General features: G+C 38.6%; 25 protein-coding genes. 20 read left to right on the top strand and 5 right to left on the bottom strand.

Annotation, left to right across the window (positions count from 1 at the left end):
- Position 1 precedes the first annotated feature (1 nt).
- Positions 2-589, bottom strand: coding sequence for a lipoprotein insertase outer membrane protein LolB (gene lolB / locus DC53_RS12900; RefSeq protein WP_033029111.1), 588 nt, complete (start codon positions 587-589; stop codon positions 2-4).
- Between the two features lie 83 nt (positions 590-672).
- Between lolB and hemA the strand changes: the two genes are divergently transcribed.
- From hemA to rlmM, 12 genes are all read left to right on the top strand, one after another.
- Positions 673-1,929: a glutamyl-tRNA reductase gene (gene hemA / locus DC53_RS12905; protein ID WP_204247253.1), complete on the top strand. Its 1,257-nt coding sequence runs from the start codon at positions 673-675 to the stop codon at positions 1,927-1,929.
- Between the two features lie 7 nt (positions 1,930-1,936).
- Positions 1,937-3,022 (top strand): peptide chain release factor 1, encoded by a 1,086-nt coding sequence (gene prfA / locus DC53_RS12910; protein ID WP_007378117.1) that lies wholly within the window; start codon positions 1,937-1,939, stop codon positions 3,020-3,022.
- Between the two features lie 2 nt (positions 3,023-3,024).
- Positions 3,025-3,864 carry a peptide chain release factor N(5)-glutamine methyltransferase gene (prmC, locus tag DC53_RS12915; protein WP_033029070.1) on the top strand — a complete coding sequence of 280 codons (840 nt, stop codon included), beginning with the start codon at positions 3,025-3,027 and terminating at the stop codon, positions 3,862-3,864.
- 54 nt (positions 3,865-3,918) lie between these two features.
- On the top strand, positions 3,919-5,463 hold the full coding sequence (locus DC53_RS12920) for a DUF3369 domain-containing protein (RefSeq protein ID WP_007378115.1): 1,545 nt from the start codon (positions 3,919-3,921) through the stop codon (positions 5,461-5,463).
- A 28-nt stretch (positions 5,464-5,491) separates the two neighbouring features.
- Entirely contained in the window at positions 5,492-5,866 is a 375-nt protein-coding gene (locus DC53_RS12925; RefSeq protein WP_007378114.1) for a SirB2 family protein, read from the top strand.
- A gap of 149 nt (positions 5,867-6,015) precedes the next feature.
- The gene (locus DC53_RS12930; RefSeq protein ID WP_007378113.1) at positions 6,016-6,843 is read left to right on the top strand and encodes a tetratricopeptide repeat protein; all 828 of its coding nucleotides are present in this window, start codon (positions 6,016-6,018) and stop codon (positions 6,841-6,843) included.
- Positions 6,844-6,857: 14 nt separating this feature from the next.
- Complete coding sequence (locus DC53_RS12935) at positions 6,858-8,111, top strand: DUF819 family protein (RefSeq protein WP_007378112.1); 1,254 nt, start codon at positions 6,858-6,860, stop codon at positions 8,109-8,111.
- Between the two features lie 9 nt (positions 8,112-8,120).
- Positions 8,121-8,975 carry a 3-deoxy-8-phosphooctulonate synthase gene (kdsA, locus tag DC53_RS12940; RefSeq protein ID WP_007378111.1) on the top strand — a complete coding sequence of 285 codons (855 nt, stop codon included), beginning with the start codon at positions 8,121-8,123 and terminating at the stop codon, positions 8,973-8,975.
- Positions 8,976-9,108: 133 nt separating this feature from the next.
- Positions 9,109-10,005: a transcriptional regulator GcvA gene (locus DC53_RS12945; protein WP_033029067.1), complete on the top strand. Its 897-nt coding sequence runs from the start codon at positions 9,109-9,111 to the stop codon at positions 10,003-10,005.
- Between the two features lies 1 nt (position 10,006).
- Positions 10,007-10,654, top strand: coding sequence for an alpha/beta family hydrolase (locus DC53_RS12950; RefSeq protein ID WP_033029066.1), 648 nt, complete (start codon positions 10,007-10,009; stop codon positions 10,652-10,654).
- The gene (locus DC53_RS12955) at positions 10,654-11,022 is read left to right on the top strand and encodes a DUF423 domain-containing protein (protein ID WP_033029060.1); all 369 of its coding nucleotides are present in this window, start codon (positions 10,654-10,656) and stop codon (positions 11,020-11,022) included. The genes DC53_RS12950 and DC53_RS12955 overlap by 1 nt, the downstream gene beginning before the upstream one ends.
- A 17-nt stretch (positions 11,023-11,039) precedes the next feature.
- Positions 11,040-12,125 (top strand): 23S rRNA (cytidine(2498)-2'-O)-methyltransferase RlmM, encoded by a 1,086-nt coding sequence (gene rlmM, locus DC53_RS12960; protein WP_007378107.1) that lies wholly within the window; start codon positions 11,040-11,042, stop codon positions 12,123-12,125.
- A 48-nt stretch (positions 12,126-12,173) separates the two neighbouring features.
- On the opposite strand, the gene cysZ is transcribed toward rlmM, so the two are convergent.
- On the bottom strand, positions 12,174-12,884 hold the full coding sequence (gene cysZ / locus DC53_RS12965) for a sulfate transporter CysZ (RefSeq protein ID WP_188085232.1): 711 nt from the start codon (positions 12,882-12,884) through the stop codon (positions 12,174-12,176).
- A gap of 546 nt (positions 12,885-13,430) precedes the next feature.
- Between cysZ and DC53_RS12970 the strand changes: the two genes are divergently transcribed.
- From DC53_RS12970 to speB, 6 genes are all read left to right on the top strand, one after another.
- Positions 13,431-14,066: a sulfotransferase gene (locus DC53_RS12970; protein WP_157847572.1), complete on the top strand. Its 636-nt coding sequence runs from the start codon at positions 13,431-13,433 to the stop codon at positions 14,064-14,066.
- A 259-nt stretch (positions 14,067-14,325) separates the two neighbouring features.
- Entirely contained in the window at positions 14,326-14,787 is a 462-nt protein-coding gene (locus DC53_RS12975; protein WP_033029056.1) for a GNAT family N-acetyltransferase, read from the top strand.
- 326 nt (positions 14,788-15,113) lie between these two features.
- Positions 15,114-15,983 (top strand): MYG1 family protein, encoded by an 870-nt coding sequence (locus tag DC53_RS12980; protein ID WP_008138255.1) that lies wholly within the window; start codon positions 15,114-15,116, stop codon positions 15,981-15,983.
- A 77-nt stretch (positions 15,984-16,060) separates the two neighbouring features.
- Entirely contained in the window at positions 16,061-16,393 is a 333-nt protein-coding gene (locus DC53_RS12985) for a YnfA family protein (RefSeq protein WP_007378102.1), read from the top strand.
- Positions 16,394-16,940: 547 nt separating this feature from the next.
- On the top strand, positions 16,941-18,854 hold the full coding sequence (speA, locus tag DC53_RS12990) for a biosynthetic arginine decarboxylase (protein WP_033029053.1): 1,914 nt from the start codon (positions 16,941-16,943) through the stop codon (positions 18,852-18,854).
- A gap of 3 nt (positions 18,855-18,857) precedes the next feature.
- Positions 18,858-19,781: an agmatinase gene (speB, locus tag DC53_RS12995; protein ID WP_024597470.1), complete on the top strand. Its 924-nt coding sequence runs from the start codon at positions 18,858-18,860 to the stop codon at positions 19,779-19,781.
- Positions 19,782-19,835: 54 nt separating this feature from the next.
- Here speB and DC53_RS0120445 read toward each other — a convergent pair whose 3' ends face one another.
- From DC53_RS0120445 to DC53_RS13005, 3 genes are all read right to left on the bottom strand, one after another.
- Positions 19,836-20,201, bottom strand: coding sequence for a DoxX-like family protein (locus tag DC53_RS0120445; RefSeq protein WP_033029049.1), 366 nt, complete (start codon positions 20,199-20,201; stop codon positions 19,836-19,838).
- Between the two features lie 181 nt (positions 20,202-20,382).
- Entirely contained in the window at positions 20,383-21,405 is a 1,023-nt protein-coding gene (locus tag DC53_RS13000) for a M48 family metallopeptidase (protein ID WP_033029046.1), read from the bottom strand.
- A 9-nt stretch (positions 21,406-21,414) separates the two neighbouring features.
- Positions 21,415-22,524, bottom strand: a complete 1,110-nt coding sequence (locus tag DC53_RS13005; RefSeq protein WP_008138245.1) for a YjgN family protein — start codon at positions 22,522-22,524, stop codon at positions 21,415-21,417.
- 392 nt (positions 22,525-22,916) lie between these two features.
- On the opposite strand from DC53_RS13005, the gene DC53_RS13010 reads away from it, so the two are divergent.
- Positions 22,917-23,120 (top strand): DUF1656 domain-containing protein, encoded by a 204-nt coding sequence (locus DC53_RS13010; RefSeq protein WP_024597474.1) that lies wholly within the window; start codon positions 22,917-22,919, stop codon positions 23,118-23,120.
- A 168-nt stretch (positions 23,121-23,288) separates the two neighbouring features.
- Entirely contained in the window at positions 23,289-24,149 is an 861-nt protein-coding gene (locus DC53_RS13015) for an efflux RND transporter periplasmic adaptor subunit (RefSeq protein ID WP_033029044.1), read from the top strand.
- Positions 24,150-24,158 lie beyond the last annotated feature (9 nt).

Here is a 24,158-nt window from a genome sequence, read left to right as displayed (position 1 = left end):
TTTAATTAAATTGCCAATCGTAGAGTTGAATTTTGATTTTAATTTTTTGGTGTTTTAATGTTATTTTTGTTGGCAGCCAATATCCTGCACTTTGTATATAGCTGGCATACTCTATTTGCCACTTTTTACCTATGTCATCGAACCACAGTACTTGTGTGGCACGACCAAGTTCATCGACTTTTAAACTTTGCGCGTCAATTGTGCCTTTTAACCAATTTTCAGCATTATTAACAGGGAGAGTAAAACCAGTTAAACGCTTAAGAAGTTGTGCGGCATTTGTGTCGTAATACTTATCATCATCAAATTCTAGTTCTGCGCCTTCGCTTGTTTGTTTGAGTTGCAAAATACGCGTACCAATAAATGAGGTAAGCACTAAATTGTTATTGTTTTTGGTTTGTTGCCAATTTAAATTTGCAGATTGGCGCTCATCTGGGCTTATAAAAGCCAATTTACCTTTTACATGCCAAGTTTTTTGATCTGCTAGGTGAGTTTTCCAATTGTCATAAAGTATTGTTTTAGATGTTATTTGTTGGGCGCAACCGCCTAAAAATAAAAAAAACATGAGTAAAATAAAATATTGTCGAATCAAATGTTGTTCCTTACTTTCCATATTCCGCTGATTTTTGATAAAATTGCCGCCTTTGAAGTAGGGCTCAGCAATATTTGGCACATATGACCATAATAGCACTCGGTATTAATCACAAAACCGCTTCCGTAGAATTACGTGAGAAAGTGGCTTTTTCGCCTGAGCAAATTTCAGAGGCGTTGCAACAATTAAGTGGCCACGCCGACTTTAATGAAGCTGTAATTGTTTCTACCTGTAATCGAACTGAAGTCTATTGTAGCCTTGCTCAGCAAAATTCCCAAACACTGTTGAGTTGGCTTGCCAGTTTCCATGGTTTGGATGAACTTGAACTGATTAAGAATATATATTGCTATGAAAATAACGAGGCAATAAAGCACTTAATGCGTGTTGCTTGCGGGTTAGACTCTTTAGTTTTGGGTGAACCGCAAATTTTAGGGCAAATTAAGCAAGCCTACAATAGCGCCAAAACGCATGATGCTGTAGGTGTTACATTTGATCGGTTGTTTCAAAAAACATTTTCGGTTGCTAAAGAAGTTCGTACAGAAACCAATATTGGTGCAAGCGCTGTTTCAGTGGCGTTTGCCGCCGTTAACTTGGCAAAACATATTTATGGCAAACTCGACAAAACCAATGTTTTATTAATTGGTGCAGGCGAAACAATTGAACTGGTAGCTAAACACTTATACCAAAATGAGCCGCAAAATATCACCGTTGCCAATAGAACAATTGAACGAGCGCGTAGCTTAGCTGATGAAGTGTCTGCGGATGTTATTGCATTAGCGCAACTGCCTGAACGTTTATATAAAGCGGATATCGTGATTAGTTCTACCGCCAGTACATTACCAATTATTGGTAAAGGGGTTGTTGAGCAAGCGCTTAAACAGCGACGCCATAAACCTATGCTATTTATTGATATTGCGGTTCCACGCGATATAGAAAGCCAGGTAGGAGAACTTGATGCAGCCTATTTATATTCCGTTGATGACTTACAAACCATTGTAAGCGAGAATATGGCGGCACGAGAACAAGCGGCTGAACAAGCACAAATAATTATCACTGAACGCACCAAAGAATTTGCAATGTGGATGCGCTCACTCGATTCGGTAGATTTAATTCGCCATTATCGAAATGATGTACAAACAATAAAGTCGGAATTAGTGGAAAGAGCCGTTAGTCAGCTCTCTAGTGGTAAAGACGCAGAAAGAGTAATTTTAGAGTTGGCCAATAAATTAACCAATCGCTTAATGCACGCGCCTACCCGTGCAATACAAGATGCAGCGAAAAAAGGTGAAGTGGCGCAGCTAAACCAGTTGAAAAAAATGTTAGGTATTGATCAGGAATAACCGTTAAATGAAAGAGTCTGTTTATAATAAATTAGAAACCTTAGTAGAGCGTTACGAAGAAGTACAAGCGCTGCTAAGCGACCCGTCGGTCATTAGTGATCAAAATCGTTTTCGTGGGCTTTCAAAAGAATACTCCGAGCTTGAAGAGATTGTAAAAACGTTTTTAACTTATAAAGAAACGCAAGACAATTTAGCCAGTGCAGAAGAGATGCTTAAAGATTCTGACCCTGAAATGCGTGAAATGGCGCAAGAAGAATATAAAGAAGCTAAAGCACAAATTTTGGTAATTGAGGATCAAATTCAAGTATTAATGTTGCCAAAAGATCCGCGAGATAACAATAATGTGTTTGTTGAAGTACGCGCTGGAACAGGCGGTGATGAAGCGGCTATTTTTGCTGGCGATTTATTCCGTATGTACAGCCGCTATGCAGAAACTAAAAAATGGAAAGTAGAAGTTGTGAGCACCAATGAAGGTGAGCACGGTGGTTACAAAGAAGTGATTGCGAATATCAGTGGCGAAGGCGTCTACGGTCAATTAAAGTTTGAATCAGGTGTACACCGTGTACAACGTGTGCCAGAAACTGAATCACAAGGGCGAGTGCATACCTCTGCGTGTACTGTTGCGGTAATGGCGGAAGTACCAGAGGCCGAAGCGATACAAATTAATACCGCAGATTTAAAAGTTGATACATTTCGTGCATCAGGCGCAGGTGGTCAGCACGTTAACAAAACCGATTCTGCTATTCGACTTACACATATACCTACCGGTGTTGTGGTTGAGTGTCAGGATCAGCGTTCGCAGCATAAAAACCGCGCTAAAGCGATGTCAGTACTTGCAGCACGTTTGCAACAAGCTGAAGATGAAAAGCGCCATGCGGCAGAAGCATCTGAACGTCGTGACTTAGTTGGTAGTGGCGATCGTTCTGAACGTATCCGTACTTATAACTACCCGCAAGGTCGTATTACCGATCACCGCATTAACTTAACACTTTATCGTTTAAACGAAGTGGTAGCGGGTGATTTAAGCTGCGTTATTGACCCATTAATGCAAGAGTATCAAGCTGACTTATTAGCGGCTATGGGCGACGAGTAATCGTGAGCCAAACTCTTGAACAAGCAATTGCTGCAGGCGCTAATTTATTAGCACCTAGCAGCGAAAGTGCTAAATTAGACGCACAAGTTTTACTTCTACATATTCTTCAAAAACCTCGCAGTTACCTTTTTACTTGGCCAGAGCATGAACTTAACGCTAAGCAACAACAGCAATTTAATACATTTTGCCAACGACGTTTAAACGGTGAACCTGTTGCACATATTACAGGGCAACGTGAGTTTTGGAGTTTATCGCTTGAAGTTAACGCAACAACCTTAATACCTCGCCCTGATACTGAAACATTAGTAGAACAAGCACTTGAAGTGGCTGTTCCTGCTACAGCTAAAGTACTTGATTTAGGCACGGGTACTGGTGCAATTGCGTTGGCACTGGGTAGTGAAATGCCTGATTGGCAAATTATTGCAGTAGATAGAGTAAGTGATGCCGTTGCACTTGCTACACGTAACCAGCAGCGATTGGCAATTAATAACGTGCACGTTAAACAAAGCAACTGGTTTAGTGAGTTGCACGGTGAAAAGTTTAATCTAATAGTCACAAACCCACCTTACATCGAAAGCAACGATATACATTTAAATCAGGGCGATGTGCGTTTTGAGCCTTTATCGGCATTAGTGGCTGATGATTGCGGAATGTCTGATATTAAACAAATAATTACACAATCACGTGACTATTTGCTATCTAATGGCTATCTTTTAATAGAACACGGTTTTGAGCAAGGTGAAGCTGTTCGTCATTTCTTTGAAAAAATGGCGTTTGTTAATATTAAAACAGTGAAAGACCTTGGTAATAATGACCGTGTAACGCTCGCACAGTGGCCTTAAATAGTAAAAATTGTCTACTTGTGTATTAAAAAATGCTGCGAGGAAATTTTAGCTATGATGGATGATTTCTTATTTTCAGATGAGCCTCAAGAGCCTGTTAGTAAAATAGAACAGGGCACCTGGAAAGTATTAATCGTTGACGACGAACCTGAGGTTCATGCTGTAACAAAATTGGCATTAAGCGATTTTGATTTTCAAAATAAACGATTGGAGTTTGTAAGTGCATACTCTGGTGCAGAAGCGAAAAAGTTAATAGACGAGCACTCTGATGCCGCCATAGTTTTGCTTGATGTAGTAATGGAAACGGATGATGCGGGTTTGCAAGTCGCTAAATACATTCGTGAAACAGCTAAAAACAATCATATTCGAATTATTTTACGAACGGGTCAACCGGGTCAAGCACCTGAAAGACAAGTTATTGTTGATTATGATATTAATGATTATAAATCGAAAACGGAATTAACGGCGCAAAAACTATTCACTGTTATTATGTCTAGTCTTCGTTCATATCGCGATATTATTTCTATTGAACAATCACGCGAAGGGCTAGAGAAAATAATAAAAGCCTCAAGGGATATATTTTCGGCTCATTCAATAGATAGTTTCACTGAGGGCGTAATGCAGCAACTTACCTCGTTATTAGGTATTGCAGATCAAGCAATGTACGCCACTACATTAGTTGCTCAAAATCCAGAAGAAAACAATAACAAAAAGCTTATTGTTCGTTCAGGTACAGGGGACTTTGAACAAAGTGAAGGAAAAGAGTTAGAGCTGGTTCTTAAAAGTGAACAACTTACGGCGTGTCAACAAGCATTAAGTGACAAAACAATCGTATATAAAGATAATTACCTATTCGCTTACTGCAGTAGTCAATATAATCATAACTCAATGTTATTTATATCAGGTATCCCAAAATTATTAACGGATACGCAACGTCATTTAATTGAGATTTTTTCGCAAAATGTGCAATTAGCATTTGAAAATGTGCAGTTACAATCAGAAATAGAAGCAACTCAGCAGGAATTAGTTTATAGATTGAGTGAAGCGGTAGAGCAGCGCTCAAGTGAAACAGGTAATCATGTTAAGCGTGTGGCTAATATTTGTCATATATTGGCTGAGGGTTATGGCTTATCTAAGCGAGAAGCCGATTTAGTTCGATTAGCATCGCCTTTGCATGATGTTGGAAAAGTAGGTATACCGGATGCTATTTTAAATAAACCAGGAAAGCTCGACGGCCAAGAGTGGGAAGTGATGAAAACCCACACAGATAAAGGTTATAGCATTTTAAAAGATTCACCGAGGGAAATTGTTAGTGCTGGTGCAATTATAGCAAAAGAACACCATGAAAAATGGGATGGCTCTGGCTATCCGAATGGATTGAAAGGTGAAGAAATAAATGTATTTGGCCGAATAGTCTCTCTTGCTGACGTTTATGATGCACTTCGCCATAAACGCTGTTATAAAGAGCCTTGGTCACTGCAACGAGTGGTTGATGAAATCAATTCACAAAAAGGATCGCATTTTGAGCCTAAACTTGTTGAAGTGCTTAACGATAAGCTTAATGAAATAGAAATAGTATTAACTCGTTTTCCAGATTAATATCAAAAATATAGAAGTACAGGGGCATATGGATTATTTAGCAGTAAAGCACTCACACATGGCAATTGCTATGCTCAGTGTTATTTTATTTTATGTTCGCTCTTTTTCGCGAATTGGTAGTGGCAAAATAGCTAAGAATAAGTTGGTACTTATTGGTAGTCATAGCATAGATACACTACTGTTGGTTTCTGCTCTTACACTTGTTTTTATGGCTAAAATTAACCCTTTTGAGCAGCTATGGTTGTTAGAAAAGATAATTTTAGTTGTTGTGTATATTGCGATAGGGGTTAAAAGTTCAAAGCAAACTAACACCCTAGCTAAAATTATTTACATTGTAATTAATACCGTTGTTGTTTTAGCGATAGGTTATTTAGCGACGTCTAAATCAGCTTTGTTGTTCTAAAGTCAACCTTAATAATTTGAGCTTTACGGTATTGTCTGTAAAGCTCGTTCTTCCACCTCGCTGCAAGTATTCAAAAACATCACTATATTGGTATATAGCTTTAAAGTTAGGTAAACTACGCCTTCGTTTTCTAAAATGTTGCAGTATTGATGACCACCCTCGGGTTTGATGAACACGATGAATCTTATGTTGATGATGCTTTTGATGAATTTACCCCAGCGGCAATTTATCGTTGTATTAAAGCTGAGTCTAAATGGGATCCTCAATTAGATTTAACAGCAAGTTTTGACATTCTCACCGACTTTGAGCAACAAATAAATGTTTTGTGCTTAAAAGTCAGCGACGATCACGATCGCTTAGAAAAATTATTAGATACTTTTTATAGTACCTGGCTATTTAGTGCCTCAAGCTTAAAAGTGCCTGAGCATAAACTAAATAGTTTAAGTTATACCTTAACCATGCGCAGTGGCTCCCCAACTACATTAGCTATTTTACTGTGCCACTTTTTACAACACGCTAAACTCGATGCTAGCATGAGCTTAAACCAAGGCGATATTGGTGTGCATGTCGCTATTAGCGATGAGGAAGGCTACATAATTGAACCAAGTAGCGGTCAACAAAGTTGGTATATTATCCCTGAAAATGCGGATGAAGATGATGGGCAAGAACAGGAACCACTAGAACTTATTTTTGATGATGAAGTATATAAATTGTTCTTAGCTCAACAAAAATGGTCTTTTATAAGCGAAAATAAATTTGGCCATGCTTTAACGTGTGTAGAAATGTTGATGGAATTAATTGGCGACGACCCGTATGAAAGACGCGACAGAGGCTACTTATTAAATCAACTCGATTGTCCTAAAATGGCACGAGATGATTTACAATTTTTTGTCGATGAATGTCCTGACGATCCTGCTATTGAGATTATTCAACATCAGATAGAAGAATTAGAAGATAATAATAAAACTCACCATTAAGAATAGGAAAAATTATGGTTGAAACTCAAAGTGCATTAATAACCAATGATGCCGTTGTACTTGGTTTACTTGCTGTTATTTTGGGGTTTATATTTAAAACCTCAAACAGTGAACGCCCAGCACTAAAAAGATTTTATAAATACGTACCGGCCTTGTTACTTTGTTACTTTTTACCGTCACTACTGAATACATTTGGTATAGTTGATGGCAATAAGTCCAATGTTTATTACGTAGCTTCGCGCTACTTACTGCCAGCTTGTTTAATACTTCTTACCATTAGTATTGATTTAAGAGCCATACTTAATTTAGGCCCTAAAGCACTTATTATGTTTTTAGTAGGTACCTTGGGTATTGTTATTGGTGGACCTTTGGCTATTTTAGTCGTCAGTGCTGTTGACCCTAGTATTGTTGGTGGCCATGGTCCTGATGCGGTATGGCGCGGTATGACAACTGTTGCGGGTAGCTGGATTGGTGGCGGTGCAAACCAAGCTTCAATGAAAGAGATGTTTGAAGTTGGCGGCGATATATTTTCGGTGATGGTTACTGTTGATGTAATAGTCGCTAATATTTGGATGGCTGTTTTATTGTTAATGGCAGCAAATCATAAGAAAATTGATGCGGCAACAGGTGCCGATACTAGCGCAATTGAAGATTTAAAACGCCGAGTAGAAACATATCACGCAGAGCATGCTCGCATGCCTACTCTTAACGACTACATGACATTACTTGCTATTGCATTTGGTATTACTGGTTTAGCACATTTTTGTGCTGATTTTCTAGGTCCTTATTTTGGCACTACTTATGAGTGGGCAAAAGAGTACAGCCTAAACAGCAAATTCTTTTGGTTGATTGTCATATCGACTACGATTGGTATTAGTTTATCTTTTACTAAAGTGAGACAAATAGAGGCGTTTGGTGCTTCAAAAGTGGCCTCTAGCTTTTTATATATTTTAGTTGCATCGATTGGTTTGCATATGAATGTAACCGCCATTTTTGATAATCCCGGCTTGTTTTTAGTGGGTGCTATTTGGATGCTTGTACATGCAAGTTTAATGTTGCTAGTTGCTAAACTAATTAAAGCACCGTTATTTTATATGGCAGTGGGCTCGCAGGCTAATGTGGGCGGTGCAGCGTCTGCACCTGTTGTAGCATCAGCGTTTCATCCGTCATTAGCGCCTGTTGGTGTTCTGTTAGCTGTACTGGGCTATGGTGTGGGTACGTATATGGCTTATATTTGTGGATTAATGATGCAAGCAGTTGCACCGTAAGGAATTTAAATGAAAGACCAAATTATTAAAATTAATGAAATTGAACTAGCAAACAACAAACCGTTTGTATTGTTTGGTGGTATTAACGTATTAGAATCTCGCGATTTAGCTATGCGTGTTGCAGAGCATTACGTAGAAGTAACCGCTAAATTAAATATTCCTTATGTATTTAAAGCGTCATTTGATAAAGCTAATCGATCTTCAATCAATTCGTACCGTGGTCCAGGTATGGAAGAAGGTTTAAAAATATTTGAAGAGATTAAAAAAACGTTCAATATTCCGCTTATTACCGATGTACATGAACCACATCAAGCGGCCCCTGTTGCTGAAGTTGTCGATGTTATTCAGTTACCAGCATTTCTAGCACGTCAAACTGATTTAGTGGTTGCTATGGCAAAAACAGGCGCGATCATTAACGTGAAAAAACCACAGTTTTTAGCACCACACGAAATGCGTCACATCATTACTAAATTTAATGAAGCGGGTAATAACAACGTAGCACTTTGTGAACGAGGCTCTAGCTTTGGGTATAATAATCTAGTGGTTGATATGCTTGGCATGGATGACATGAAAGCAATGGCTCCTGTGATTTTTGATGCAACACATGCGCTACAACGTCCTGGCGGTCGTACAGATTCGGCTGATGGTCGTCGTGCACAAGCAGCTGAGCTTGCCCGAAGTGGTATGGCATTGGGTATTGCTGGTTTATTTATAGAAGCGCACCCAAATCCTAACGAAGCGAAATGTGATGGCCCTTGCGCGCTAGCACTTAGCAAGTTAGAAGGTTACTTATCGCAAATGAAAGCGGTAGACGATTTAATTAAAAGCTTTGAACCGCTTGATACAAGTGCAAATGACTTATAATTAAAAGCTTAACAATTAAGTGAAATGTTAGAAAAGCGACTTAGGTCGCTTTTTTTACACCTTAAATATACTCTTTCTCAGCATAGGTATATAATTCACCGCATAAGAAAAACTAATTCTAAGCTTGGTCATCATGTCAAGACGAGTACCTCCATTAAACGCATTAAAAGCTTTTGAAGCCGCTGCGCGCCATTTAAGTTTTACAAAAGCTGCGGAAGAGCTTTATGTAACTCAAGCGGCTGTCAGTCATCAAATAAAAACACTTGAAGAACATTTAGGTTTGAAATTGTTTTTACGTAAAAATCGTTCGTTATTGTTAACCGAAGAAGGGCAAGGCTACTTCCTCGATATTAAAGAGATTTTTACGCAACTAATTGATGCAACCGAAAAACTATTAGCGCGTGGTGCTAAGGGCTCATTAACAGTTAGCTTAACACCAAGTTTTGCAATTCAATGGCTTGTACCTCGTTTAAGCTTATTTAATGAGTTACATCCTGAGATCGACGTGCGGATCAAAGCGCAAGACCAAGACGAAAACTCATTAACAGATGATGTTGATGTGGCTATTTATTACGGGCGAGGTCATTGGAGTGGTGTGCAAGCGTATAAATTACATACCGAGTATTTAGTCCCTTTATGCAGTCCTATGTTGTTAAGCGGTCCAAAACCGCTTGACCAACCAAGCGATTTAGCACATCACACTTTACTGCATGACACTACCCGTAAAAACTGGAAAACATGGATGAAAACGGCTGGTGTGCGCAATATTCAAGTTAACCAAGGTCCTATATTTAGTCATTCATCGATGGTGCTGCAAGCAGCAGTGCATGGCCAAGGTGTGGCAATTGGTAACAGCGTGCTGGCAAAGCCTGACATTGACGCTGGGCGCTTAGTGATCCCATTTAATCACAGTCTTGAAAGTAAAAACGCCTATTATTTAGTCCTTAGAGAATCACAAACAGAGCTAGGTAAAATAGTATCCTTTAAAGAGTGGATGTTGAGCTTAGTAGAGCAAGAGCAAGAGTATTAATATGATTGAGTGGGTTAAAAGTAGTCAGCAGCCAGCAATAGCGCAATTTATATTTGCCCATGGAGCTGGTGCCGGTAGTGATTCAGACTTTATGCAGCATGTGGCAAAACTAATCAGTGAACAGGGTGTTGATGTCGGCCTATTTGATTTTGAGTATATGCAAATAGCCAAACAAACGAATAAGCGTAGGCCTCCTGAGCGAGCACCTAAATTACTTAGTTATTACGAGCAAATACTTAGCCATACACAGCCAAATGTTCCGCTATTTATTGGCGGGAAATCAATGGGTGGACGAATGGCATCCATGCTTGCTTGTACGACAGAACAACCTGTTTTAGGTGTTCTTGCTTTTGGCTATCCGTTTCATCCACCAGGCAAACCTGAAAAGCTGCGTACCGATCACTTCGCAGATATAGTCTGCCCTTTTTTAGTATTGCAAGGTGAGCGAGATACGTTTGGTACTCGCCAAGAGCTTGCAACAATGGTTATGCCGAAACAGCCACAATACATATGGCTTACAGATGGGGACCACTCACTTAAACCTCGTAAAAAAAGTGGTATGACTGAGCTACAAAATAGAGAAACAGCTGCTTTGGAGGCTGTTGAATTTATTAAAAACTGTGTGGATTTAAATTTAGAGGGTAATTAATGATTAAAGTATTTTTAATGATGGGCAGTATTTTTTGTATGCTTTCGGTCATGTTAGGTGCATTTGCAGCACATGGTTTAAAAAGCCGTTTAACAGAGTATTCGCTTGGGGTTTTTAAAACTGCTGCTGAATATCAAATGGTGCATGGACTTGCGCTTATTGCGGTTGCTATTTTAATTAAGTGGGGCATAAATCTGAGCTGGGCTGGTGGTTTTTTTATAACAGGCACACTACTTTTTAGTGGCAGTTTATATTTACTCGCATTAACTGGTATGAAGTGGCTGGGGCCAATAACACCAATTGGTGGGCTGTGCTTTATTATTGGTTGGGTAGTTATTTTAGTGCAAGTTGCACGATTTAAGTTTTAAAGAGTTTAAGGGTTTATATGTCTAGTGTTGTGATTTACTGTCGTAGTGGGTTTGAAAACGATGCCGCTGCTGAAATAACGTTTCACGCTGCAGAGCAAGGCTTTGCGGGTTATGTAAAAGCAAAGCCAAATACGGGTTACGTTGTTTATGAATGTTTTGAAGCGCATCACAGCGACGAAATAATCAAAAAAGTTGATTTTAAAAATATGGTGTTTGCACGCCAATGGTTTGCCGGTACATTACTTGAAAACATGCCTGTGGAAGATCGCGTTGGCGCGGTAGTTGAAGCTGCAAAAGAGTTTACATTGTGCTCAGAGCTTCGTGTAGAAACCCCTGACACAAATGAAGGAAAAGAGCTTTTAACGTTTTGTAAAAAAATATCAACACCACTTAAAAAAGCCCTCGAAAAACAAAATACAGTATTGCGCGAACCCAAAGCAAACCGTCCTGTAATGCATGTTATGTTTTTAACAAACAACACAGCTTATGTAGGTTACTCATATAGTTTTAATAATTCTCCATTTTTTATGGGTATTTTACGTCTTCGCATGCCAAGCGATGCACCGAGTCGATCAACATTAAAGCTTGATGAAGCGTTTAATGTATTTATTCCTGAACAACAGCGCGAATCTCGTGTTGCAGCAGGTATGCGTAGTGTCGATTTAGGCGCTTGCCCTGGGGGCTGGACATATCAGCTTGTTCGCCGTGGTATGTTTGTAAGTGCAATTGACAATGGTCCGATGAATGATGATTTGATGGAAACAGGCCAGGTTAAACATTTTAGAGCTGACGGTTTTAAATATCGCCCTGAAAAAAGAAATGTTACCTGGTTAGTGTGTGATATGGTGGAAAAACCCACTAAAGTGACGACCTTAATGATTGATTGGGCTGTGAGTGCCTACGCTAAAGAGTTTATATTTAACTTAAAGCTTCCAATGAAAAAACGTTTTGACAGTGTCTACGAATGCCTTTCGATGATTAGAAAAGAGCTAGATAAACAAGGTATTAACTACGAGTTGCAAGCTAAGCATTTGTATCATGATCGTGAGGAAATAACCGTTCATTTAAACGTTACTAAGGTGCCACAAAATCTATACAGCTAAGTTTTATTAGTAATAAAAAATGGGTCTGATGACCCATTTTTTGTATATTTAACTTCGATATTTGGGCCTGTAATTATCAACCCATAAACGCGTAGCCCCACACACAGCGACAGGCATTACTATTAAGTTTATAAATGGTATTGCTGTTAATAGCATAACGGCAAAGCCAAACCCATACGATAGACCTTGTTTACTTTTTAAATCGTCTTTCATCTGTTTAAACCCAATTTTATGGTTATCGAACGCATAGTCTTCGTATTGCACTGCGAACATCCAACAGGTAAATAGGACCCATAATATTTGACCAATGACGGGGAGTATCCAAAGCAGTATAAAAAAACCTATAGCGCGAGGAAGGTAATAGCATAACTTTGTCCACTCGCGGGCTAGCATACGAGGTATGTCTTTTACTAATTCAGCAAAGCCATCATCGTTAATCTTTTGGCCTGTTAAATAAAGTTCTACTTTTTCGCTTAACAAAGCGTTGAAGGGGGCTGCGATAAAATTAGTGATCACTGTAAAGAGCATACTGTAGCTAAATAAAACCATTAATATAGCAATTGGCCACATTAGCCATTCAAGCCAACTTAACCATTGTGGCAACATATCATTGATGTAGCTAAAACTGTCACTTAGCCAACCGAATAAGAAAAATAGCGAGCTACCAAAAAGTAAAATATTAATTAATAATGGAATAAAAACAAAACGTTTTAACCCCTTTTGAGTAATTAATTTAAAACCTGAAAAAAAATATTCCATACCTTGTACTATCTGCACAGTAACCTCAATAAATGTTTACCACTGTAGCTAGTATAAATAGCTGAATTTTTTTGAACAGCGTTTTTAGGTAACAAAGTGTTTAAATACTAGGCTTGTTTATCTTTCGAGGTTAAGTTTTCAGCAGTGTGTTTGGTATTTAGGCAAAGCAGAGCCTATGTAGTGTGGTTATTCCCCATAAATAGGCGATAACGTAGAATAAATGCCAAGCATGCGCTGCCCGCGGAAGCTTGGCTCGGTTTTTACTTATTCTTACATGGATGTAAGCCAGTAGAGTAATACAGGAGCAGTTACCGAGCCCACTAGGTTACAAACCTCACGCCGCGATTAAATAGCCCATAGATTGAATGAATTTTAATTCTGAAAGGCCAACAGGCACTAATAATGCTATAAAGTGGCTTAACTTAATGGTGATTTATCTATGGCAGGGAATTAAGTTACTTTTTTATAGAGAGCTTAGGCTGATTCTGTTCAGCTCCCTAACGCATGCAGTTTTAGTGACATTATTTTAAAAGCGAGTAATTATAGATGGCTAAGATCTTTGTGATTGGGTTGCCCAGAACTGGCACTACTAGCATAAGTGTTGCGCTACTAGAAATGGGCTTTTCGGTGGCGCATACCGCTTTTACAAAGCAAGCATTTGAAATGTCTGATGCAATATCTGACGCACCTTGCTTTAGTGACTACATGCATTTAGACGAGTTATTCCCAAATGCTAAATTTATATACTTAAGTCGAGAGCTAAACAAATGGGTGCCTTCAATTACTATGTTGCTCGAAAAAATGGCGCCTCATTTAGATTTAAATACAGGTAAGTTTAATCCTATTTTAAAGCGTAGTTTTCATCGTACGTTCTCTGATGTATTACCCTTATCATCGACAGCGCTAGCTGGTTGTTATTTAAAGCATGAACAAGCTGTTTTTTCGTATTTCAAAAATAGTGACAATTTTTTAGCAATAAATATTAGTGAGCCTGATAGTTTGTTAAAACTAAAACAGTTTTTAGGCGTGGAGATACAAGGAAATACCTGTTTCCCTAAATTAAATATAGGACGTCAAGTCGCCAACTGGAAAGAATATAAACACCCAAATAAAATTAACTCTAATTTAGCTGGAAAAGAACATAGAAAATACTTTGACTATTCGCTGACCCCATTAAAGTGAATACGAAATATGACTTTTCTGTTATTAAAATTTTTTGCATCGACCAAATTAAATAAAATGATTGAGCTGGTAGCATATGCTATTTTTAGAGGCCTACACTGAATTTAGCAAGTAATTGCATTTAATAATGAGGGCATTCTTTATTCGCGTAAATTACTGGGTTTATTTAAACGTTTAAATAAGTAGAACGAGGTTGTTCATTTTTGACAATTCGGTATAGTTTGCCAACACATATTTTTAATATAAATTGAGATGTTCTATGCAGTTAGTTGATTTAAAACCGAATGACCAGGATGTGATTAATGTTTTTTCTGATATCGACCGACTAATAAACTCTCTATATCCAGTTGCCACTGCACAGTCTCTTACGTTAAATGAACTAAATGAGCCAAGTGTGTATGCGATTGGTTTAAAGAATGATGATGGTATTATTGCGTGTGGCGCTATTGTAAAGCAGTTTGATAAAACGCCCTATGGTGAAATTAGACGGCTTTATGTAAGCCCTAGTTATCGTGGTAAAGGGTTATCTAGGCGTATTATGCAGATACTTTTATATCACGCAGGTGAGGAGAAAATCCCACTGATCAGGCTAGAAACAGGGCCAAAGCAAATTCAATCGATTAAGCTATATGAAAATCTTGGTTTCAAACGATGTGCTAGTTTTGGGCCTTACCTCGAGAATCCACAAAGTGTATTTATGGAGTTAGGCCTAAGCCAGTAACAAAGCGCATAAAGGTTAACAGCTTCACTCTAAGTGACCACACTAAATTATTTAAGTAGCAATTCATTATAGTTTTTTATAGTGTATAAATTAAACTATAATGAATTGCTACTTTCAAATATACCCAAAGTTCATTAGTACTATTATATATTGTCTGTTAAAGATCATTTCAAAAATGCCCTCTTAAAATTAACAAAAGCAGAATACTGTTTTTGTTGGCTATAATCGTATAAAATCCGTCATTTACTATGCTCCTTAAAATACTTCAAACCATAACGTTTAAATAGCGAGACTTTCTTATCCTTTCTAAAAATGACACTAAACCAATGACAGACATAACAGTAGTAACCCATAACGGTAATTTTCATGCGGATGACGTTTTTAGTATTGCAGTACTTAAACACGTGTTGCCAGCGTTTAAACTGGTACGTACTCGCGATAAAGCGCTTATAGAAAATGCCGACTTTGTAATTGATGTAGGTGGCGAATACGACCCTGAAACGAACCGCTTTGATCATCACCAGCGTGGTGGTGCAGGCGAGCGAGAAAATGGCATTCCTTTTTCGTCGTTTGGTTTAATATGGAAAAAATACGGCTTAGCGTTGTGTGATGATAACCAAGCCGTTGCTGATAGAGTGGATTCAGGCTTAGTTTCAACTATTGACGCCATCGATTGTGGTCATGTTGAAGGGGTATCAAAAGGGATAAGCTTGAGCCAAACAATCTCAATGTTTAACCCTACGTGGGAAGAAGAAAGTAACTTTGATACTTGTTTTGACGAAGCCGTTGAATTTGCAGCTCGCATGCTTATTCGTTTTATCGCTTCGGCTCACGGAAGTGTAAATGCAAAAGAGATTGTCGCCAAAGCAATTGAAAATGCTGAAGATGCCAGAGTAATTGTACTTGAAAAATACACACCGTGGAAAAAAACGGTGCATATTTTATCAAGCGATGCGCTATACATGGTTTACCCATCGCATTCTGGACAATGGATATTACAAACTGTACCCGTTGAGCCAGGTTCGTTTGAAGATAGAAAATCGCTGCCTAAAGCATGGTCTGGTTTATCTGACCAAGCGTTTGTAGATGAAACAGGTATTGACGACGCTGTGTTCTGTCACAATGGTTTATTTATAGCGGGCACTAAGTCGTTTGAAAGCACAATGAAACTTGCCACTATGGCGCTTAGCGAATAACAACTCAGATTCATAACGAATACTAAGCATAACAATTTATATAGATTGTTATGCTTGTTATCTTAGCGCGGAGCATTATGTTTGAATTAAAAACAATCGCACTTTTTACTATTACAGCCTTAGCAGAAATAGTGGGTTGCTATTTGCCCTACCTTTGGCTTAAGCAAGATAAAAGCATTTTACTTTTAATTCCAGCGGCTTTAAGTTTGGCACTATTTGCATGGTTGCTCTCTTTACATCCTACTGCTGCCGGGCGTGTGTATGCAGCTTATGGCGGCGTATATATTTGCGTTGCGCTATTATGGTTATGGGTTGTTGATGGCGTAAAGCTTACTATGTGGGATATTATCGGTGGTTTAGTTGCACTGCTGGGTATGGCAATAATTATGTTCGCCCCAAAAAGTGCATAGCTAGCTTATACTCAATTAATCGAATTCGCCTGCACACTACTGCAATTTCCTACTTTCAATGCCACAGGCAATACCTAACGCTACATATGCGCCAAGTAATGATTTAAGCTGGTGGATGTTATCCATCGCGTTTTAGACGTGTAGTTTTTATTCATGTTGCAGAATACATAGGTATTACTTGGTCACAACACGTTGGCTAAATAGCAGTAATTTGAGGCGTTGAGAACACCTTACTCTAATCCATCAAAAGTAAATTCAATAAGCAAAGTAACTCAAGATTAATTTTAGTGAATGAGCTAACTCATTTTGCTAATAAAATTTATAATGAGTCATTTAAAAACAGCCATTTTTTACAACTTTTCTTATCTTTAATAATCATCAAAGTCCTATTTTATATACGCTAGCGAGCAATACGTGATTGGTTGTTTTATCAACATTAAAAATCACTCGTTACGAGTAAAAATACTTGTTGGACTTAAATCTCTATTTTTCTTTTAATGCGCGGCACTAGCCGAGTCGGCATTAATTAAATAAAAGAGAAAGATAAATGAAAGAAACAACATCACTAGAACAAGCTCGTACGAGCTACAATGTTCGTCATTGGAGCCAAGGTTTTTTTGGTATTAATGATCAAGGTGATGTGTATGTTGCACCCAAGGCTCATGCACCAGAGCAAACCATTGCATTAACAGATATCGCAAAGCAACTACAAGATAAAGGTTTAAGCTTACCTGCTTTAGTTCGTTTTCCGCAAATTTTACACCATCGTGTACACAGCTTATGCGGCGCATTTAATACTGCGATTGAAAACTATGGTTACCCTAAAGACTACCTATTAGTTTACCCAATAAAAGTAAACCAACAACGTGAAGTGGTTGAAGAAATAGTAGCAAGCCAAGCACAAGTAGAAAAAAAGCAACTTGGTTTAGAGGCAGGCAGCAAGCCTGAACTACTCACAGTATTAGCATTAGCTGAAAAAACCAGCGCTGTTATTGTATGTAATGGCTACAAAGATAAAGAATACGTACGTTTAGCACTTATTGGCGAAAAGCTAGGTCATAAAGTGTATATCGTACTTGAAAAGCTTTCTGAGCTAGACATGGTACTTAGCCAAGCAAAAGAGCTTAACGTAAAACCACGCATTGGTATTCGTGTACGTTTAGCGTCGCAAGGTAAAGGTAAATGGCAAGCGAGTGGCGGCGAAAAATCAAAATTTGGTTTATCTGCATCGCAAGTTTTGCATGTAGTTAATCGTTTAAAAGACGCAAACCAGCTTGATTTGCTTCAGCTAGTACATTTTCACTTAGGGTCACAAATGGCGAACATTCGTGACGTACGTTTAGGTGTAAGCGAAGCGGCGCGTTTTTACTGTGAGCTACGTAAATTAGGCGCAGAAATTGATTGCCTTGATGTAGGCGGTGGTTTAGCTGTTGATTACGACGGCACGCGTAGCCAATCGCATAACTCTATGAATTACAGCTTAGCTGAATATGCAAATAACATCGTGTACACCATTGGTGATACATGTAAGCAATATGAGCAACCAATGCCGACTATTATTTCTGAGTCGGGTCGTGCGCTTACGGCGCATCATGCTGTGCTTATTTCTAATGTTATTGGTACTGAAAGCTATACGCCAGAAGAGTTAGTAGCGCCAGCGGCAGATGCACCCCTGTTATTAAAAAACATGTGGGCATCGTTTGTACAGTTAACTGATTTAACGGATGACCGTGCATTAATTGAAATTTATCACGACAGCCAAGGTGATTTAGCTGAAGCGCATAATCAATTTGCACTCGGTTTATTAGACTTATCGCAGCGTGCGTGGGCTGAGCAAATTAATATTCGTATTTGTTATGAACTTAACAAGCACATGGATAATAAAAACCGTTTTCATCGTCCTATTATTGACGAGTTAAACGTTCGTTTAGCCGATAAGTTTTTTGTAAACTTTTCGTTATTTCAATCGCTTCCAGATGCATGGGGCATTGATCAAGTGTTTCCGGTATTGCCATTAAGTGGCTTAACGCAAGCACCAAAAAAGCGTGCTGTATTACTTGATATAACCTGTGATTCAGATGGCGCACTTGAACATTACGTAGATGGACAAGGTATTGAAAGCACATTACCTGTACCAGAGTTTAGTGCTGATAAACCTTATTTAATGGGCTTTTTCTTGGTGGGTGCTTATCAAGAAATTTTAGGTGACATGCATAACTTGTTTGGCGATACGCACAGCGCAATTGTCAATATGGATGAGCAAGGCGTTGCAAGTATTACCGAGATAAACCAAGGTGACACTGTTGCCGATATGATGCGCTATGTACATTTAGATGTAGAAAGTTTTCAGCAATCATACGAGCAGTTAGTAAGCACTAAAATTGAAAAACACGAACAGCAAAGCGTTTTAGACGAGTTGCAAAGCGGCCTTGATGGCTACACTTATTTAGAAGAGTTATAAGCAATGTCGACTTTGTTTGGTCACGCAGATCACTCATTGTACTCAAATGGGATGACGTTTTTACGTCGTCCTATGGTGCAAAATATTAATGCAATTGATGCAGACGTAGTCGTTTTAGGCTTACCGTTTGATTTAGCGACATCGGGTCGCCCTGGTGCGCGCTTAGGCCCTGATGCAATTCGTCGTGCATCGGTTCATTTAGCATGGGAAGACACTAAATACCCGTGGACGTTCCCGTTGTTTGAGCGCCTAAAAGTGGCAGACGCAGGGGACTTTACTTACCCTGTCGGGGATCCTGAGTATTTTACTGCGCAACTTGAAATGGCTGCTGATCAAATACTCCGTCAAGGTAAAACGCTATTAGGTTTAGGGGGCGATCACTTTGTAACGCTTCCGCTATTACGTGCTCACGCAAAAATACATGGCAAAATGGCGTTAGTACATTTTGATGCGCACACCGATACCTATAGCAATGGCTCGCGTTTTGATCACGGCACTATGTTTTATCATGCGCCAATGGAAGGGCTGATTGATGTTGAGCACAGTATACAAATAGGTATTCGTACCGACTTTGATCAAAGTAAACATGAGTTTGCTGTGATTGATGCAATGCAAGCCAACGATTTACATGCAAATGATATTGCAGCGCAAATACTTGAACGAGTAGGTGACCTACCTGTTTACTTAACGTTTGATATTGATTGTTTAGACCCTGCGTTTGCGCCTGGTACAGGCACTCCTGTGTGCGGTGGTTTAACGTCAGATAAAGTACTTAAAGTACTGCGTGCGCTAAAAGGCATAAACATGGTAGGTATGGATGTGGTAGAAGTATCACCTTCGTACGACCAAAGTGAGCTTACCGCTATTGCCGCAGCAACCATTGCGAGCGAATTACTGCATTTGTGGACGCATAAAAACAAGTACTAATTATATAACTTAAGTACTACAAAAAAGGGTATGCGCAGGCATACCCTTTTTTATTTAGAGGTATCGATTATTCAGCAGCTTAATTTCCTTTAACCAAATAACGCTTAGCCCAATAAGAGGCAGGTTAGTAGTAACAGGGTTAAATGCTTCAATAAGTAATTGTGGCTGCATTGCAACTACAGCGAGTAAAAGGCCAATTAATGCTAAAATATTTAAAATTACTAGGTGTTTATTTTTATAAAACACAAATAAACACAATCCAAATATAATCTCGCCAACACCCGCCGAACGTGTAATTAAGTCAGACACCTGTTCAGAATAGCCGGCACTGCCAGTCATTAATTTTTCAAGCGGTGCTACGTGATAAAGCTTTGGGAAAAAGCCGTGAATGATACTAACCCAAATAACTATTTGAACAATTTAACGTTCTAAATCAATTACTAACGTCGTTAAAAAACTTTTATTTAGAACCACTAAACACAAAGTTTTTTGCCTAGTTACTAAATGATTTATTTAACGTTAAAATAGCCCCCATAGTTAATTGAATTAGTATATCCAACTTAAACTCACTATGTAGCGAGCAAGTTGAATATAACCGCGATTATTTCCTAGCATTGTCAATACGCTCTTGTGCACTTGGGTGGCTAGACAAGTACTCTAAAAAGTCATTTACTTTTTCGAGGTGCTCGTTTTTGCTGGTATGGCTTTCTTGTAGGGCCTCTATTGCATCAGCAAAGTCATTACTCGAATACCCAAGCGACTCTAATTGAATGAGTGCAAAGGTATCTGCCTCGCGTTCCATATCTCGTGAAAACCCTTGCTGAGCAAACGATGCACCCGTACCTAATGCAACCTCTGCAACCCCTTCTAAATCACCAAATACAACCGCTAGCACAATCGTACTTGCGGCAGATTGTGCTGTAATACGTACGCTATGCTGGTGGACTACATGGCCCATCTCGTGTAGCAATACCGCTTTTAGTGCATTGGGTTTATCGGCAAGTAAATTTGCTAAATCATCTGTGACCACGATACGGCCATGGGGTAGTGCAAACGCGTTAGCACCAAAGCTGTCTGATTTATAAAACGATAATCTATAAACCGATTGATCAAGCGATAACGCATTAAGCATACTTGTAAAATGTGCTTGTACTTTAGCTTGCTGCTCTGCGGGGAGCTCACTTGGGTCAAGCGCAATCTTTTTAATAAGTGTAAAGCTTTGCTCCCCCATTTGTTCCACAACATTACGTGGCAGGGTATCAACACTGTAAACAGCAATGGCCGGTACCGCTTTATAAAGTACTAACCACATAAAAAGTGGTGTAAATATGACTGCGGCTAAAATTGCCCATTTACTTTTTTCAAGGCGCTCCATTATGTGATGGTTATTTTCTTTAAATGGCCATCTGTAACTTACATCTTGAGGAATAAAACGACTACCATCTTCAAAGTTTAGTTCGTCGGCAAGTCCTGCCATCCCCGAACTTAATTTTAGACTTGAGATTGCGTGGCGAGCTATAACGTGTTCATCGTTAATAACTTCAATGTGCGTGTCGCTAATAGTTGCAACACACACTTGATAGTTACTCGATGCGATGGGGAAAAAATGTCCCTTTACATGCATAGTGAGCTCTTAAGTTAGAGAAAGGTCAATATCAAATACGTTTGCAGCTTCCTCAGCAAATGATGATTGCTGTTCTTGCGCGGTATCGATTAGGTTTAATGCACCAGGATAAATAGTGACGTTAGTTACATCAGCGAGCATTTTTGATGTACGTACTTTTGTCCATGGGTATGCAAGCCCTAAAGAAAATACAATAGCCAACATATTAGTTAATAGTAAAACAGCGAAAGGAATTGGTTTTAGCTCTGATTTAAATGTGGCAACGCCTTCAAAATGGCTGTTATCAAAAATGTGATTACGAATAGCGGCGTGCCATACAGCAGAAACAATGGCAATCATTAGTACATAGGCAATCATCATAAAGATAGGAAGCATAACCATAGCAGCGGAGTTTTCTAAATTTTGTTGATTTTCAACATCTATTAAGTTGAGGCCAAATAACCCTAAAATTCCCATAAAGAGCACCATGGTGATAGAGCTCACTACAAAACAAATAAGCGCTGTTAGGTAATAGGTTTCGCCTTTTAGGTTTACAGTAAGTGGTTTGTCACCGTAACTAATATTGCTATGGATATAGCTATCAATACGTTTTATAACATAAGGCATTAATAAATAAAGTGTAAATATGCTGGCGATAGGCAAAAGTATAAAGTTAATAAAGGCTTCGCCGTAATTGCCTTTAAAAGTAAAACGAACATTACGATGGCGCGTCATACGCAGATTAAAACGTAAACCTTGATTAATAATCCATGGCATTAAAAAGATAAAACCAAGAGCAATAAACAGCCCTAAAATAGGCAAAAAGCTAATAGAGAATGTGTAAATAAAAAATACAACAACCGCTAAAATCCGACCTTTTAAAATTTGTATTGGTGTTGCTAGGTAGTCAAAGCTATGACCATCTATACGAGTGTGGCCGTAAAAATAGCGATGCGTACGTACTTTAGCCCACGCTGAATATATGCCAAGCGTAATAACGCTAAGTAATATATTTACAATCCAAATTCCAAAAAACTCACCGCCTTTACCACTAAATTGCACTTTTCCGCTAAAAATTGGTTCAGCAGGCTCATTTATTGGTGGGCTTGTTTCAGAGAGGGTAGGGTGTATTGATTCCATTAAAATTATGTCCATATTTTTTTTGTTAATTTACCTATTTTTAGTGCAAAATTCAATGTTTATAATTATCTCACCCTTCTGTAAACAGCTATAAATAGGCGTTTTAAGTATTGAGTTAAATACTCTAATACTTTTTTATAAATAAACCTCGCTGGTTTTATTTATTTGGCTGGTAACTGGGAACTTTAGCTTTTTAATATGCGATTTAGCTACTATACATAGTTAATGCTGCTTAAATGTAATGGCATTAATTATGTATTAAGCACACCTACGTACAATTAAGCTAATTGATTTATATGCCAAAATAATAGATTGTAAGAGTAGTGAGGATGTAAATTTATTTAGGTTTTACAGCTTTTATCACCGCTTTAAATAACATTAGGATATTTATTATGTTTCAAGCAGTCGTGTTAGGGGGATTAGAGTTTAGCCCGCTGATTGTTTACTTCCCAATTGCGTTTATTTTAACAGCGCTGACTCGTTTTGCTTTGCATCGACTAGATTGGCATGACCGTATTTGGAAAGTGGCTTGGTTTGAAGTGTCACTATTTGTTTGTTACTTGGCACTGGCCGTCTATTTATACCAATTTGCTTAATTAAGTGAGCTATTTTGAGGTAAGAAAACCGTGTCGATAACAAGGCAAAAATTTCGTTATTTAGTTGTTCTATATCAGAAATTTTTAACACAGTTAGCGTCTGGTTTAAGCCCTCAAATTGCTCAAGTATTATTGCGGATTGGTATTACTAAGTGGAAGATAAATTGAATGATTAAATATCTGCGTATTACTTTTACTATCTTGGTTGTTATAGCTGCGGTTTTTGCTGGGCGTTGGGTATGGACTGACTACATGCATACTCCTTGGACGCGTGATGGGCGTATTCGAGCCGATATTGTCACGGTTGCTCCAGACGTGTCGGGCTGGGTAACTGTTTTAAATATTAAAGATGGTCAAAACGTACAAAAAGGCGAAGTACTTTTTAATGTTGATAAAAAGCGTTATCAAGCAGCGCTTGATAAAAGTAAAGCAAACACAGAAAACGCATTGTATACATGGGAACTTGCCAAGCACAAATACGAAAGACGTGTTGAGCTAAAAACTCAACAGGCAATTAGTGAAGAAACGCTAGAATCAACTCGTATTAATACTAAAATTGCTGAAGCAAATTATAACTTAGCCAAGACAGAGCAAACAATTGCGCAGTTAAATGTTGATAGAACTAAAATTGTTGCGCCTGCATCAGGGCAAATAATTAATTTGAATTTACGCCAAGGTAACTATGTAGCTCAAGGCACACCTGTTTTTGCTATTGTTCAGTCAGATTCATTTTATGTAACGGGTTACTTTGAAGAGAGTAAAATACCGCTTATTTATCCTGATCAAAAAGCTAAAATAGCCCTTTTAAGTGGTGGTAAGCAATTAACAGGGCATGTAGTGAGTGTAGGCAAAGCCATTGCAAATACGAATACACAAAGTAACGGTCAGCTTTTACCACAAGTACAACAAACATTTAATTGGGTGCGTTTATCGCAACGTATTCCTGTTGATATTAAGTTAGATTCATTGCCCGAAAATACACAGCTTAGCGCAGGAATGACCGCCACTATACATCTCGCTACACGTTAAGGGGAATAC

The sequence above is a fragment of the Pseudoalteromonas fuliginea genome (genome assembly GCF_000690055.1).
Lineage (GTDB): Bacteria > Pseudomonadota > Gammaproteobacteria > Enterobacterales > Alteromonadaceae > Pseudoalteromonas > Pseudoalteromonas fuliginea.
Note: the sequence above shows the minus strand (reverse complement) of the source record. Positions and strands in the feature narration are given on the sequence as shown.